Source organism: Sphingobacterium sp. WOUb80, assembly GCF_050058145.1.
Lineage (GTDB): Bacteria > Bacteroidota > Bacteroidia > Sphingobacteriales > Sphingobacteriaceae > Sphingobacterium.
Window position 1 is genome coordinate 4,460,005 of the sequence record NZ_CP165617.1, and the last position, 13,674, is coordinate 4,473,678.

The 13,674-nt window shown below is 41.0% G+C and carries 11 protein-coding genes; 5 read left to right on the forward strand and 6 right to left on the reverse strand.

Translation table 11 applies throughout. The annotated features are described in order from the left end of the window. Nucleotides 1-190 precede the first annotated feature (190 nt). The 4 genes from AB1Z56_RS18560 to AB1Z56_RS18575 all read right to left on the reverse strand — a co-directional run bounded on the left by AB1Z56_RS18560 (nt 191) and on the right by AB1Z56_RS18575 (nt 6,519). Nucleotides 191-1,051, reverse strand: coding sequence for a helix-turn-helix domain-containing protein (locus tag AB1Z56_RS18560; protein ID WP_309365713.1), 861 nt, complete (start codon nt 1,049-1,051; stop codon nt 191-193). 66 nt (nt 1,052-1,117) lie between these two features. Continuing rightward, on the reverse strand, nt 1,118-2,320 hold the full coding sequence (locus AB1Z56_RS18565) for a DUF4369 domain-containing protein (protein ID WP_426789851.1): 1,203 nt from the start codon (nt 2,318-2,320) through the stop codon (nt 1,118-1,120). Next, nucleotides 2,307-4,646, reverse strand: coding sequence for a glycoside hydrolase family 95 protein (locus AB1Z56_RS18570; RefSeq protein WP_309365710.1), 2,340 nt, complete (start codon nt 4,644-4,646; stop codon nt 2,307-2,309). The genes AB1Z56_RS18565 and AB1Z56_RS18570 overlap by 14 nt, the downstream gene beginning before the upstream one ends. Continuing rightward, nucleotides 4,636-6,519, reverse strand: a complete 1,884-nt coding sequence (locus AB1Z56_RS18575) for an alpha-L-fucosidase (RefSeq protein ID WP_426789852.1) — start codon at nt 6,517-6,519, stop codon at nt 4,636-4,638. Before AB1Z56_RS18575 ends, AB1Z56_RS18570 begins: the two co-directional genes overlap by 11 nt. Nucleotides 6,520-7,126: 607 nt before the next feature. On the opposite strand from AB1Z56_RS18575, the gene AB1Z56_RS18580 reads away from it, so the two are divergent. Then, nucleotides 7,127-7,615, forward strand: coding sequence for an META domain-containing protein (locus AB1Z56_RS18580; protein ID WP_309365706.1), 489 nt, complete (start codon nt 7,127-7,129; stop codon nt 7,613-7,615). 140 nt (nt 7,616-7,755) lie between these two features. Here AB1Z56_RS18580 and AB1Z56_RS18585 read toward each other — a convergent pair whose 3' ends face one another. Next, nucleotides 7,756-8,502: a hypothetical protein gene (locus tag AB1Z56_RS18585; protein ID WP_309365705.1), complete on the reverse strand. Its 747-nt coding sequence runs from the start codon at nt 8,500-8,502 to the stop codon at nt 7,756-7,758. A gap of 64 nt (nt 8,503-8,566) precedes the next feature. Between AB1Z56_RS18585 and AB1Z56_RS18590 the strand changes: the two genes are divergently transcribed. Next, nucleotides 8,567-9,739, forward strand: coding sequence for a trans-sulfuration enzyme family protein (locus tag AB1Z56_RS18590; protein WP_309365703.1), 1,173 nt, complete (start codon nt 8,567-8,569; stop codon nt 9,737-9,739). Between the two features lie 88 nt (nt 9,740-9,827). Here AB1Z56_RS18590 and tpx read toward each other — a convergent pair whose 3' ends face one another. Then, complete coding sequence (gene tpx, locus AB1Z56_RS18595) at nt 9,828-10,328, reverse strand: thiol peroxidase (protein ID WP_120335038.1); 501 nt, start codon at nt 10,326-10,328, stop codon at nt 9,828-9,830. 148 nt (nt 10,329-10,476) lie between these two features. Between tpx and AB1Z56_RS18600 the strand changes: the two genes are divergently transcribed. The 3 genes from AB1Z56_RS18600 (at nt 10,477) to AB1Z56_RS18610 (ending at nt 13,600) form a co-directional block, all read left to right on the forward strand. Then, nucleotides 10,477-11,703, forward strand: coding sequence for an OmpP1/FadL family transporter (locus AB1Z56_RS18600; RefSeq protein ID WP_309365701.1), 1,227 nt, complete (start codon nt 10,477-10,479; stop codon nt 11,701-11,703). 22 nt (nt 11,704-11,725) lie between these two features. Beyond that, the gene (locus AB1Z56_RS18605; protein WP_426789853.1) at nt 11,726-13,012 is read left to right on the forward strand and encodes an SGNH/GDSL hydrolase family protein; all 1,287 of its coding nucleotides are present in this window, start codon (nt 11,726-11,728) and stop codon (nt 13,010-13,012) included. Nucleotides 13,013-13,183: 171 nt separating this feature from the next. Beyond that, entirely contained in the window at nt 13,184-13,600 is a 417-nt protein-coding gene (locus tag AB1Z56_RS18610; RefSeq protein WP_070570243.1) for an OsmC family protein, read from the forward strand. The last annotated feature ends 74 nt before the right edge of the window (nt 13,601-13,674 follow it).

The following is a 13,674-nucleotide window of genomic DNA, read 5'->3' on the forward strand; positions in this document are numbered from 1 at the left end:
AAATAACATTTTAACACCTGCTATCTTTAAATTTTATTGACGAGTCTTTCTCCGATATTGTCAACAAAGCCATTCTTGTGATCTTCGTTGGATATACCTATCAAAAATCAACCTGATGAGGCTGCCGAAACAGCCCGGAATTACCATGCAGACTATTCCATCAAACAGCTAGTCACGTCCATCAAACAGTCTAATCACGCATGCGATGTTCCTGGACATATTCACTGGGCGAAAGTTTGGTTATTTTCTTGAACACCCGATTAAAGTTGACAACATTGTTAAACCCCGTTTTAAAAGCGATATTGGAAACACTTTCTGAAGATTCGTCAATCAACATTTTACAGGCGCGTTCAATGCGGATTTCATTGAGGAAGGTAACATAAGTTTTTCGGGTATGTTTCTTAAAATACTTACAAAATGCATGTGGCGTCATATGCGCTACCGCAGCAATATCCTCTAGGGAAATCTTGTCTCCAAAATGTTGAAAAGTATATTGGAATATTTCGTTGATCCGCAATCCTTCGGCATCAGAGAATTTCTTCTGTGGAATACCGGTGTATAATGAAGTCCACTGATCTACTTTTTTACTTAAAAAATTAATCAGCTTCACCAACGATAGCAAGCGATCGATACCAGCACTCGCATTGATCTGCACAAATTTTTCTTTTAGCGTGACAGAGTGCTCCGCATCCAATTTCTTACTGACATTAATGTGCTCTAAAAAATATTTGACATCATCAAACTCAGGGAAATCCAAAAAGGATTTAAAATGTTCATAGTCGAAAAAAATATGGATGGCATGAATACCATCCTTTATATCCTCTCCTGTTTTGAACATATGCGGTTCATCCGCATCAACGATATAGATCTCATCCTCTTCAAAACTGTGTGTAAAGTTGCCAATCATAAAGGTTCCCCGGCCTTTCAAAATATAGGTCAGCTGGATTTCCTTGTGTCGGTGGTAATTACTATAGAATGAAGGCAGAATGTCTTCCTGCACACAAATAGATCCTTGATAAACAACCGGAACTGTAAATTGAACAACTTTCATCACGTATTGAACTAACAAATATTAAACAGTTAATTCAAATGTAAGGTTTTTTTAAGACAATAAACGTTAATTTTTAGCAAGAAATTCCTTTACCTTCCCTAAAAACTGTGGCATAGCCGGATCTTCACCACTCAAGGATAAAATCTGTAACGTCTGCGGGTTTATCCAAAGATAGCTTGGCGTACGGTCTATTCCGAAATTGTTTTCCATCGCTGCCTGATCATTATAGTTCAAAAAGTAGCTTTGTTTTCCCAATGCAAGATCTTTGCTTGCTTTCGTCCATTTGTCCAGATCCTTATCCAGCGAAAAGTAGATCACACGTACCCCCAAAGTATTCAATTGAGATTCCTTTGTTCGTAACATCCTGATATCAGCCTTACTATTGGTATTCGATGCTTTCCAAAATGCGGCAATTAGCATTTTGGCTTTTGAAATATCCTTCAGGTCCAAGGTATCCCTTTGTACATTCATTGGAGTAATCGAAGGAAATACAGGCATATTTTCATAAAAATCTTTCACCTTATCGACTTTCTCGCGAGCGAACTTGAAATAGGGATGTTTTTGTAAATCTGTATCAAAACCCTGTAATGCTGCATCGAATTTTTTATAATTCGTCTGATCCAGGGAGATGTATTTAAAAAAATAAGGCAATACCAAGGATGATCGATGGGTACTATCGAGAATAAAATCGGCATATAGCGTGCGTGGATTAAATGCAGCTTTACCACTTAAGCGTTGTATTTCGTCCACTGCTTTTTCATAGGAACCATCATTTCTCGCAGCCATCGAAGGCAACTGGCTCTCCAACTGCCTTACCTGTTGGCTTTTATTTGCCGTTTTATTTTTTTCCTCCTGTTCCCGCTGTTGGTAGTTCGCATTAAACTCCACAAAATCCTTGGCGTTCTGAGAGGATGTTGTCAACGTAAATTTTCCATGCTCTTCTTTCAGATCGTAGTCACTGCCACCTTCGATAACTAAAGTGTAGGGTTCCATTCCCTTTATCTGGATATCATAAAATCCGGCCATAGCCAATTCGCCTTCCAGAACAAATTGCCCGTTGGCGACCTGTGTTTTTACAAATTGCTGCAATTTATTGTCGTGGTCCACAAGGCTCACCTGAGTTCCATCCTTGGCGGTGGTTTTTCCGCTTACCTTATAGCTGAAACTCTTCAACAAGGCGGCTGTCTTTGCTGATTCTGCCTTTTGGGAACAGCTTGTTGTCCCCAAAGCTAGTACGGAGATCAAACACAAATAGTTAACGAACTTCATAATCCCTGTATTTTCCATTTTCAAATATGCGGATCTTTCCCTTTTTACCTTTAATCTGCAATGCAGAGACCTTACCATTTTCCCATGCAATGTCTACCGTATAGTTTCCACGGGTCTTGAGCCCTTTAACCTCTCCTTTTGACCAGGCTTTAGGCAAAGCTGGCAATAGATGGATATAACCATTGTGGCTCTGGATCAACATTTCGGCAATACCTGCTGCTCCGCCAAAGTTTCCGTCGATCTGGAAAGGTGGGTGTGCACAGAACAAATTGGGGTAAGTGCCTGCTCCAACTCCTTGGTAAGTTGTTTCATTGGTAAATGCCGGCTTGAGCAACTGCCTTAAAATCTCCAGCGCATGATCCCCATCCTGCAATCTCGCCCAAAACAATATCTTCCAGGCTCTCGACCAGCCCGTGCCTTCATCACCACGTACAGCGAGCGTCTTACGTGCAGCTTCAGCCCATTCAGGTGTCGTCTGTGGTGATATAAACGCTGCGGGATACAGGCCGTATAAATGTGAAACATGTCTATGTTTCGGTTCAACTTCCTGATAATCTTCGAGCCATTCCATCACACGCCCCGATGCGCTGATCACAACAGGTGGCGGGATATCTTTTAGTTTCGTTTTCAAGGTCCCTACAAAACTATCTTTCATTGCGAGGATAGAATCAGCCTGGATCAGGGCCTGGTATAACTCCCTTACAATCTGGTTATCGATCGTAGGTCCCATCACAACCGCTGCAACTTTCCCGTTGGGCATCCGAAACGCATTTTCGGGTGAGACCGAAGGCGAGGTTACCCACCAGCCCGTTTTAGGATCCTGAACAAGTGTATGATCGTAGAACTCTGCCGCTCCTTTGAGTATCGGATAAATTTCTTTGAGGTAATTTCTATCGCCAGTAAACAGGTAATGTTCCCAAAGATGGTTACATAGCCAGCCCGATGCTGTACTCGCTCCCCAGGAAGCCTGCTCGCCCGGTGCAGAATAGCCCCAGACATTGGTCATCATATAGACCACCCAACCCGGTGCATTATAGTATGCTTTTGCGGTCTGTTCGCCTGTCTTTGCAATCCGCTTTATCATTTCGATAAAAGGCTTATGATATTCGCTCAGATTGTTGACCTCTACCCCCCAATGGTTCATCTGCGCATTGATATTGAGATGATAGTCCCCATTCCAAGGTGTATTGATCTGATTAGCCCATAATCCCTGTAGGTTTGGAGGGAGCGCATTTGCATTTTTCGGCGCTGAACTTGAAATATTCAAATACCTTCCATACTGATAATAAATCGTGGCCAGATCAGGATCCTGAACTGGATTTTTATAGAAATTGGCAATCCGTTCATTGGTAGGAATAGCGTTATTCGCCGTATTTCCAAACAAATTAAGATTTACGCGATTGAAGATCTTTTGGTATGCAGCGAGATGGTTCCGATATACTTTCTGCTCATCAGCGGTTTTTGCTGCAGCAACGGCAGCTTTCACCACCGGTAATGGATCCTTTCCATAATAAGAAGTACTGGCTGAAAAATAGATCGAAAGATCGCCTTTTGCAGATACTTCTAGGGTTTGATCTTTCTTACTAATCTGCAAATTCTTGCCTTTTACCTGAATTAAGCCTACGAACTTGAGGTTTTTGCCGCCTTTTCCATCTGGCAATGATCCTTCTATCAGAATTCCATCATTCAAGAGTGTATAACGGTCAATATTTTCTTTCCGCTGGAACGATAAATCAAGCGTTTGCAAGACATCCTTATTTTGGTCCAATTGGATAACACCAACATTTTTGTCAAAAGAAGTATAATAGCGACGTTGGATTTGCTGTCCGTTGATCCTGAATGAGGTCTGTGCAGAAGCTGTAGCCAGGTCCAAAGAACGTCTATAATCTTCGATCGTTCCGACAGGCAATTTATAATCCAGTAAAAGGTCACCGAACAGCTGATAACAGCCATAGGGAACGGATGCTCCGTTACCAAAACCAGACCCTTTGCCTTTGGTCACAAAAGTTTCATTGACCAACTTTTCGGCTTCATCATTTTTGCCAGCTTTAAGCAGCGCCTGAATTGCTTCGACATTTTTATAGGCCTCATAATTATTGGGATCTTCGGGACTACCGGACCACATACTGATCTCGTTGAGTACAATTTTTTCCTGACGAGGATTCCCATCTGGCATCATCCCAATAAGTCCATTACCCAGTGGCAACGTTTCTTCCCAGACTTTAGCAGGCTTATCGTACCAAAGTACAAGCGGATTGTGCTGTGCAAAAAGCATTGTGGTATGACATAGGCACACCACAATGAACATTAAAAATCTATTTACCATACAATTCAAATTCTGCAATCGCTAATTCATTGCCTTCAATAAATTGTTTTGGTTCAAATTTGATAAACTTGGTGGTACTGTTTGTATCAAAAAACACTTGTTGCAAAATTGGATTTGCCTTAATATTGGAGAACTCACCTTCTTTGGCAAGGGTCCATGTTTTGCCGTCGGCACTTGTTGAAATCTTATAATGTGTTGGCGTACCCGTCGTCTTTCCATCCTGACGAGGAAGGAAGCCGATACCAGAAACGGGTTTGTCAGTAGCGACAACAATTACCCCCTGATCGCCTACAGTGGCAAAAGTAGTTGGTTTTCCATCAGAGATAAAGGCATTGTTATTAGATTTACCCGTAGAAATTTTAAACCCAGTCAGCTTTTTCACCTCTTTGGTATTGAATGCAAAAGGCTCGTTATACTCCTTAAACAAACCAAAGTCACTGAGCGTAATCGCTACAGGGGCATAAACATGCAGACGTAATCGACCTGCAGTTTGAGGTTGCTCGAGTTTGATAAGGCGGTTTGCGCCGATACTTGTGGCTTTGGCCAAAGGCTTCCAGCTGTTATTTTCCCAACGTTCAATGGAGACACTATCTATCCGCTGTCCTAATTTAATATTCTCCCTTAATTGAATAAGGTCGAACTTAGCTGGGGATTTTAATTTAATCTCCAATGTCGCCGAAGTTTTGGAATCATCTGTTGCCCAATAGCTATACCGGTCGTTATCGGTAATAAATGAAGTACCATAGGATTTTGAATCACCATTACGGACATTGGATGCCGTGATGGTTGCCCCCTTAGCCAAATTTGTACGGAAAGTTTCTTTCACTTTTTTTCCAAAAGCTTCCAATGACTTCACATCATTTTCATGTAAAGTTCCAGAAGGCATTGGTGCTAAGCCAAGATTCATACAAGCTCCTCTACCGACAGATTTTAGATAAATTTCAAAGAGCTGATCTGGTGTCTTTACACGGCTATTCTGCTCCTCATGGTAAAACCATCCCGGACGCTGTGGCACATCACATTCAGCAGGTATCCAATATTTACCATTGCGGTCACCTGTTTCGGCATTGTGCGATTCTGTGGCTCCAGGTACAGCGACTTTTCCATTTAAGCCAATCGGCGTAAATGTTGCCCATGATGTTTCAGCAGCAAATCCTTTTTCATTGCCCACCCAACGCATATCCGGACCGATATCTGAGAAAATAACGGCTTCAGGCTGTAATTTTCGTACAATAGGCCATGTTTTCTCATGCCACTCATAATAAGTTGTCCGATCTATAATACGTTTTCCTTCATGCCCACCATAAAAGCCATCACCACCATTTGCTCCATCATGCCAAGACGTAAACAAAGGGCCATAGTTGCTCATCAATTCGGTCAGTTGCTGCCTGTAGGCTTCAGCATAGGCCGGCGTACCGTAACGTTCGTCGTGACGGTCCCAAGCGGACAGGTATACACCAAATTTCATCCCATTGCGATGGGTCGCTTGCATAAAATCTTTGACCATATCTCCTTTTCCATTTTCCCAGGGTGACGAAGCGATACTGTAAGAGGTTGTCTTGGTCGGCCACAAACAGAATCCATCGTGGTGTTTTGCTACGCTAATTAAACCTCTGAAACCACCTGCGGCGGCGGCTTTGGCAATTTGATTTGCATCAAAGGCCGAGGGGTTAAACAAAGAGGGCTGTGCATCACCATAACCCCACTCCTTATTTTGGAAAGTTGTCGGCGTATAATGAATCAAACAATACGTTTCCATCTCTTGCCACTTTAATTGACGCTCGGTTGGCAAGGCCCCGTAAGCTTTTAAAGTATCTGATTTGGCTACAGGCCCGCTGGAAAGTAAAATGGAGGATAACAAGATTGTCAACATAGTCTATATTTATGTTCTAGAAAATTAGGTTGTAAAGCCCTAAGATAAGAAGTTTTGCAAAATGCTGTATGTAACATTTGCGTACTATCGTAGCCAAAGCCCTGTTCAGTTATGCTGTATGTCCCTATTAAATAGTATTTTTAGATCAGATCAATCGATTGTTTAAAATAAGTAATCCAACTTATTCATGCTGTTATTTTCTGCCAAGGATTTCACTTATCCTGTACATCCATAACCGTTTTTCAGCTACTATTTATTTTTTAATGCTAAAGAAAAGCAACCATTTAGTCGATTGACGAACTATATTGTACCTTACTAGGTACATTTTCTGCTATAATTTCCTCAAAAATCAGATTCTTTCGCTTGTCGGTCAAACAAAAATCATCCATCCGTTATTAATAGAGGATAAAGTAGTTAACAGCGTTCGACTAGATGCTCGATTGGGCTATACTTGAGATTGGCATGATAATTATAAGTATAGGGCAGAAAAAGGAATGTTTTTTCCGAAAGTGTCGGACTTTATTGGCCAGAACAAGAACCTTTAGGTTTCTTGCTGGATTGTTGATGCTGAAGAAAAAATGAAAGTTTTATATTATTAAAAATGATTATGAGAGGTAATTTAATGATTTTAGCGGTTGCATTGGCGTTTTCAACAATCGCATGTAACACAACTGGAAAAAAAGCTGAGGCAACAGGTACGGGCGACACGGCTACTACCGTTCAAAAACCGAGCACAGTAGACAATGCGTCTTTGGAAGGCACTTGGGAACTTAAGTCTTTGACCACAGCAGAAACTGCAGGAAAACAACTTAAGGATTTATTTAAGGACAAAATCCCAACCTTGACTTTCAACACCAAAGAGCACAAAGTAGATGGTAACAACGGCTGTAATGGTATTGGTGGAACCTACGAAAGTGAAAAAGGCAATTCAATCAAAATTGGTGACAAATTAGTTTCAACGATGATGCACTGTGAAAACGCAGCTTACAACGAGTTTATGAATGGTCTAAAGTCTACAACAAACTTCGATGTGCGAGATAACGAGTTAACGTTCATCTCCGGTGACATCGTCGTGATGCAGTTCGTTAAAAAATAAGTTAATCTAACGATAAAGAAAGGCCGGTACATGTACCGGCTTTTTTTCTTTAAGAAACTGTTCTCTTCCATCCTCTCCTCTTAGCATTTACAGCTTTTGGTCATTACGAAAACTTAAAAATTGTATATGATGGTAGAGCATTAATTAAAAAGCTGGGCACCCCATTTTCTTTCTTCAGACAGACTTCGTTCACCTGTTTCGGAAACGAATATGATAGTTTTTTTTAAATAATTGTTTGTTGACAAGGCTCGGGGAAGAAACTCTTCCAGCACCATAAATCCTTTGATCTTATTAGGCTTGGTATCATAGTCACCAAATACCTGAACAGATTTAAAAGCGGAATTAGGATAATTTACAACGAGACTATCTAAGTTCTTCGCCGAATTAAAATAGAATGTTTTTTGGGACCTGAGCTGCTCGTCGACGTAGCTATATTCCCTTTTTAGCAAATCACCTGTGTATTCATAAGAATATACTCGGGTAGGGATACCTTTTTCAAAAATTTTACGCTCGACAATTTTCCCTCCCTCAAATAATAACTCCTGCCTGTCTGAAAATATAAGTTCCTTATCAAAACTCTTTTTTTCAAGTATCATCCAATTTCCGTTTACACGGACGTCCCAGTACACCTTATCCGTAAAAAAGGGTACAAATCCGTTCGCGGTAGGTATTTCTAAAAATCCCCCTATAATGCGATCCAATTGTTTCCCACGATAACTCAGTTTCACTTCGTCCACATTTGACATAAATGATTCAGCGGTAGATGACTGCAAATAAAGGATCGGAATTTCCTTTGGCCTTAATCCAAAGATCATTTCCTGATCCTTTGAACAGGAAAAGCAAAGCACTAGGAATATAGTACAAGGCAAAAGCCATATTTTTTTCATAAAATGGGTTATTTCATTGCTAATTATACGAATATAAAAATTTCATCTCGTAACTTTACACATCATGAAACAAGATCAATCTAAAATCATACGTGAACAGGTCGATCGTTCAGCACTTCGCGAACATTCGACTCCTTTATACCTTACATCAAGTTTTATCTTCGACAGCGCTGAACAAGGTCGGGCGGTCTTTGCTGGCGAAGAGGATGCTATGATTTATTCCCGCTATGCCAATCCAAATACCTCTGAGTTCATCAACAAAGTCTGTATTCTTGAAGGCGCCGAGGCAGGTTTATCTTTTGCATCGGGCATGGCTGCAGTATTTGCGTCCTTTGCTGGTATTATAGAAAGTGGAGACCATATTGTCTCTTCACGCGCAATATTCGGTTCTACACATCAGCTCTTCACAGAACTATTCCCACGTTGGGGTGTGACCACAACTTACGTAGACGCGGCTAATCCTGAAGAATGGGAAAAAGCAATCCAGCCAAATACAAAAATCATCTTTTTGGAATCTCCATCCAATCCTGGTTTGGAACTGGTTGATTTGGAATGGCTGGGTAAATTCAAGGAGAAATATCCAAATATCATCCTCTCAATTGATAATTGCTTTGCCACACCTTATCTCCAGAAGCCAATTCAGTATGGATTTGACCTCGTGATCCATTCGGCAACAAAATATATGGATGGACAAGGGCGTGTATTAGGTGGAATTGTGGTCGGAAAACAAGAGTTAATTGACAAATTGATGTTCTTCATCCGACATACGGGCCCAGCGCTATCCCCATTCAATGCCTGGATCATATCAAAAAGTTTAGACACATTGGGCATTCGTATGGACCGCCATTGTTCCAACGCATTGGCTTTGGCCGAGGCCTTGGAAAATCATGCGGAAATTGAGGATGTAAAATATCCATTTTTACCAAGCCATCCACAATATGAGCTGGCCAAGAAACAAATGAAAGCTGGTGGCGGTATTGTAACCTTTGTTGTCAAAGGTGGTTTTGAGCGAGCAAAAGCCTTTGTGGATCATTTGGAAATGATTTTATATACCTCTAACCTAGGAGATTCAAGATCAATCGCAACACATCCAGCTTCCACCACACACTCAAAATTGTCGGAAGATGAACGCTTGAACTTAGGCATCAAACCGGGTAGCATTCGCCTGTCTGTGGGGCTAGAAGATCAACAAGATATCATCAACGACATCTTGCAAGCATTAGAAAAAACAAAATAAACGTTCGCTTTGTTATAGTTAGCGAATATACATCAACTAAAAAAGCCTTTGCATAAGCAAAGGCTTTTCTTATTTCCTCACATCCTTCTTAATTCAAAGATGCGATAGCTGCCGCATAGTTTGGCTCGTCAGCAATTTCTGCAACTTGCTCTTCATACAACACTTTTCCAGTTTCATCTAATGTAATGACAACGCGGCTCAACAAACCCGCCAAAGGTCCGTCCGCAATAGCCAATTGATAAGCATCTGAAAAGTTTGAATCTTTATACTCTGATAATGTTACTACATTATTTAGACCTTCTGCTGCACAAAAACGACCTTGTGCAAAAGGTAAATCTTTCGATATACATAACACAACAGTATTATCTAACTGCGATGCTTCTTTATTAAATGCCCGTACGGAAGCAGCACAAGTTCCGGTATCTACACTAGGAAAAATATTTAATACAATTTTTTTTCCTTTGAAGTCTACTAGGGACTTATCGGAAAGATCGCCTGCAGTTAATTTAAAATCAGGAGCTTGCTCGCCAACCTGTGGTAAACTGCCTTTCGTGTTTACTGGATTGCCTTTAAAAGTGATTGTAGCCATATAATATGATCGTTTAATTTTTAGTATCCTTGCACTTAAAGGTACGAGCAAAAAAAATATTACACAACATTTATTAATTTTAGTCAAACATTTATTATGTTAGCATTGTATTTGATAGAGGAATGTTAACCAAACAATAAACACTAGTATGAAGAAACTACTATTCTCAATACTTTGTGCAAGTCCGTCACTCTTGTTTGCACAAGGATCACAAGTGAATCTACAAAGTCCCAAGGCTGTTGGAATGGGGGGAGCAGGCTCTGCTTACTTTTTAGATGAATCTTCCATTTTCTATAGTCCGGGTGCCTTAGCAAAAATGGATCATAATGCCATTTCGATTGCCGGCAATGCCGTCATGTATAAATCTGCATTTCAAGAGGTTGGAAGTACAGTTGTTTATCATACTAGAAATCAGATTTCAACTCCTTTTTCATTATTTGCTGCATTTGGGCCTAAAAACTCCTGGTGGAAAGCCGGTATTGGAGTTTACACTCCTTATGGTGGAGCAGTCGACTGGGGAAAAGATTGGGTAGGTAAATTCAGTTTGGTTAGCCTCTCGCTACGTGCAATCTATATTCAGCCCACATTAAGTTTCAAACTGACTGAAAATTTTAGTGTTGGGGGTGGTTTTGTATACAACATTGGTACCGTAGACCTCGAGAATTCTGTTCCGGTATTTTACCCAGATGGTCACGCCGGATTGGCAACGCTAAAAGGGACTGGAACTGGTACAGGTTATAACGTAGGTATCCATTATAACCTAGAAGACGAATTTGCAATATCGCTAAGTTACCGCTCCAAAGTTGTCACCAAACTTAAAAATGGTGACGCAACTTTTGACGTACCTGAATCGGTGGCAAGCAATTTTCCTGCGGGCAATAAATTCAGTGCTGAATTACCACTGCCCTCCACTTTTGCCGCGGGCATCGCCTTCCCTATTTCAGAGAAATTGAAGATGGCAGTTGATGCAACACTCATCAACTACGACATATATAAAGCTCTTGATTTCGACTACAAGGAAAATACACCCGTATTACAGGATACACACTCACCCAAAAAATACGATAAAGCAGGATCTATTAAAGCGGGATTGGAATACATTGCTTCCGATTGCCTTCAATTACGTATAGGTGGTGGTGTAATCGCAACACCGGTGCAACAGAGTGCCTATGTTTATCCCGAGACACCAGACAACACCAGATACTTAATATCGGGAGGTTTTACAATAAAACCATCACCAAAATTTGACGTCACAGGTTCTTTTGCGTACCAACGCATCGTAGCCCGCCAGTCCACCAATGTGGAGAGCCGTCTTTCGGGTACATATGCGACAAATATTTTTGCCCCTGGTATCGGTGTAAGCTATAAATGGTAATGAACAGCCAAATTTGACTAAGATGAAAAAAAACAAACTTTATATAGGTGCGGCATTAGCGCTTCTGGCTATCGCCTCATGCAAGCCTTCGTTGGATGAATATACGCCTTCGGCTGGTTCGGTAAATTTTTCAAAATACGTTGCCATCGGTAATTCTTTGACGGCAGGGTATGCAGATGGGGGACTTTATCTGGAGGGCCAAAAGGTAGCCTATCCCAACTTAATTGCCGAGCAATTGAAACAAGTTGGGGGTGGTGAATTCAAATCGCCATTTTTCAGTGAAGATCAAGCCAATGGCTCTGGTTATATTACACTTACAGCGCTCGTCAATGGACAACCTGTGACTGCCCAAGTAACGGATAAATTGGCCTATCGCTCAGCTTCACCAAAATTATTGACAAAGTATACAGATCCAATCAACAACCTTGGTGTACCAGGCATGCGTATGGACCTTTCTATGGTAGCAGGCATGGGGTCTCCCGCTGGAAACATGTATTTCGAGCGGTTGCTACCTGATGCCGATGCGAAGAAAACATATTTCACCTATTCCACCACGCAAAATCATACCTTCTTTAGTTTTGCGCTTGGAAATAATGACGCGCTCGGCTGGGCTACAAATGGTGGTGTGGTAGATGGACCGACGACGGTATTGACAGAAACAGCTCAGTTTACTGGAATTCTCAATGGCTATGTACAGGCACTGACTGAGGGGGACAGAAAAGGAGTATTGGCCACAATTCCAGATGTAACAGCAACGCCTTATTTTACAACAGTTACAAAGGCAGCATTACTAGGTGCGGTAAATGCAGCTAGTAAAGGGAATTTTCAAGACATCTTTATTAAAACAAAAACAGGAGTTCGGAAATCTACCGATAAAGATTATTTTATTCTGACCTTATCAAGCGCCGGCGTTTTTGGTCAGAATGGTACCGGTTTGTATGAGGGTATTCCTCTTGACGATAAATGGGTACTAGATGAATCGGAGGTAACAACCGTTCAAACACGTATCAATGAGTATAATGCAGCCATCAAAGCTGCGGCAAACTCAAAAGGTTTAGCATTAGCTGATGTACATGAGTTCCTGAATAATGTAAAAGATGGTGTTCGTATCAACGGACTAGCGGTTAGTGCAAAATACATTACTGGAAATGCATTCTCTTTGGATGGTATCCACTTAACACCAATTGGAAATGCCCTAATGGCCAACATCTTTATCAGTGCCATCAATTCTAAATATGGCTCAAAGATCCCACAAGTTGACGTAGCAAAATATCGCGGTGTTAAACTACCCGATACTGTCACAAAATAAACAGTGATCTACATACTGACAAAAGGCAGACGAATAATCGTCTGCCTTTTTTGTATATTTGTTTAGTATAGATTGAACAGAAAGAAACTCGTATGGATCGAAAAAAGGAAGTGAAGTATCATTTCATGCCCCCACAGCCTAAACGAGCGAAAAAGAATAAAATATTTTAAGATGAAAATCAAATTAAACCGTGTCAACCAGGCTGTGCATTTCGAAGCCAGCAGTGAATTATCTCCTGTCAAAGTCAACATCGATGGTTCAGAAGCTATCGGCGGTGAAGGAAAAGGTGTTCGTCCAATGGAATTGGTTTTAATGGCACTGGGTTCTTGCAGCGTCTTTGATCTCCATAGCATACTGGTAAAACAACGTCAGCAAATTGATGATATCCAGGTCGAAGTGGAAGGTAAACGCCGGGAAGAAATTCCACAGGTATTTACAGATATCCACATCAATTTCTTTTTAAAGGGTGAAATTGACGAGGTCAAAGCTGCTAAAGCAGCTGAATTAGCTGTTAAAAAGTATTGCTCAGTACATGATATGCTTGCCGCTGGGGGTATTAATATCACGTATTCACTGAAAATAAACTAAAAAAATCCTTTCCCGGCATCTGATAATCCTCCACATTCGATGTGGAGGATTATTGTTTTTAATGTATGCTTCAT

Bases quoted from the DNA above. Each gene is read 5' to 3' on its own strand.
- AB1Z56_RS18560 (WP_309365713.1), bottom strand. From the start codon at position 1,051: ATGAAAGTTGTTCAATTTACAGTTCCGGTTGTTTATCAAGGATCTATT.
- AB1Z56_RS18565 (WP_426789851.1), bottom strand. From the start codon at position 2,320: ATGAAGTTCGTTAACTATTTGTGTTTGATCTCCGTACTAGCTTTGGGG.
- AB1Z56_RS18570 (WP_309365710.1), bottom strand. From the start codon at position 4,646: ATGGTAAATAGATTTTTAATGTTCATTGTGGTGTGCCTATGTCATACC.
- AB1Z56_RS18575 (WP_426789852.1), bottom strand. From the start codon at position 6,519: ATGTTGACAATCTTGTTATCCTCCATTTTACTTTCCAGCGGGCCTGTA.
- AB1Z56_RS18580 (WP_309365706.1), top strand. From the start codon at position 7,127: ATGAGAGGTAATTTAATGATTTTAGCGGTTGCATTGGCGTTTTCAACA.
- AB1Z56_RS18585 (WP_309365705.1), bottom strand. From the start codon at position 8,502: ATGAAAAAAATATGGCTTTTGCCTTGTACTATATTCCTAGTGCTTTGC.
- AB1Z56_RS18590 (WP_309365703.1), top strand. From the start codon at position 8,567: ATGAAACAAGATCAATCTAAAATCATACGTGAACAGGTCGATCGTTCA.
- tpx (WP_120335038.1), bottom strand. From the start codon at position 10,328: ATGGCTACAATCACTTTTAAAGGCAATCCAGTAAACACGAAAGGCAGT.
- AB1Z56_RS18600 (WP_309365701.1), top strand. From the start codon at position 10,477: ATGAAGAAACTACTATTCTCAATACTTTGTGCAAGTCCGTCACTCTTG.
- AB1Z56_RS18605 (WP_426789853.1), top strand. From the start codon at position 11,726: ATGAAAAAAAACAAACTTTATATAGGTGCGGCATTAGCGCTTCTGGCT.
- AB1Z56_RS18610 (WP_070570243.1), top strand. From the start codon at position 13,184: ATGAAAATCAAATTAAACCGTGTCAACCAGGCTGTGCATTTCGAAGCC.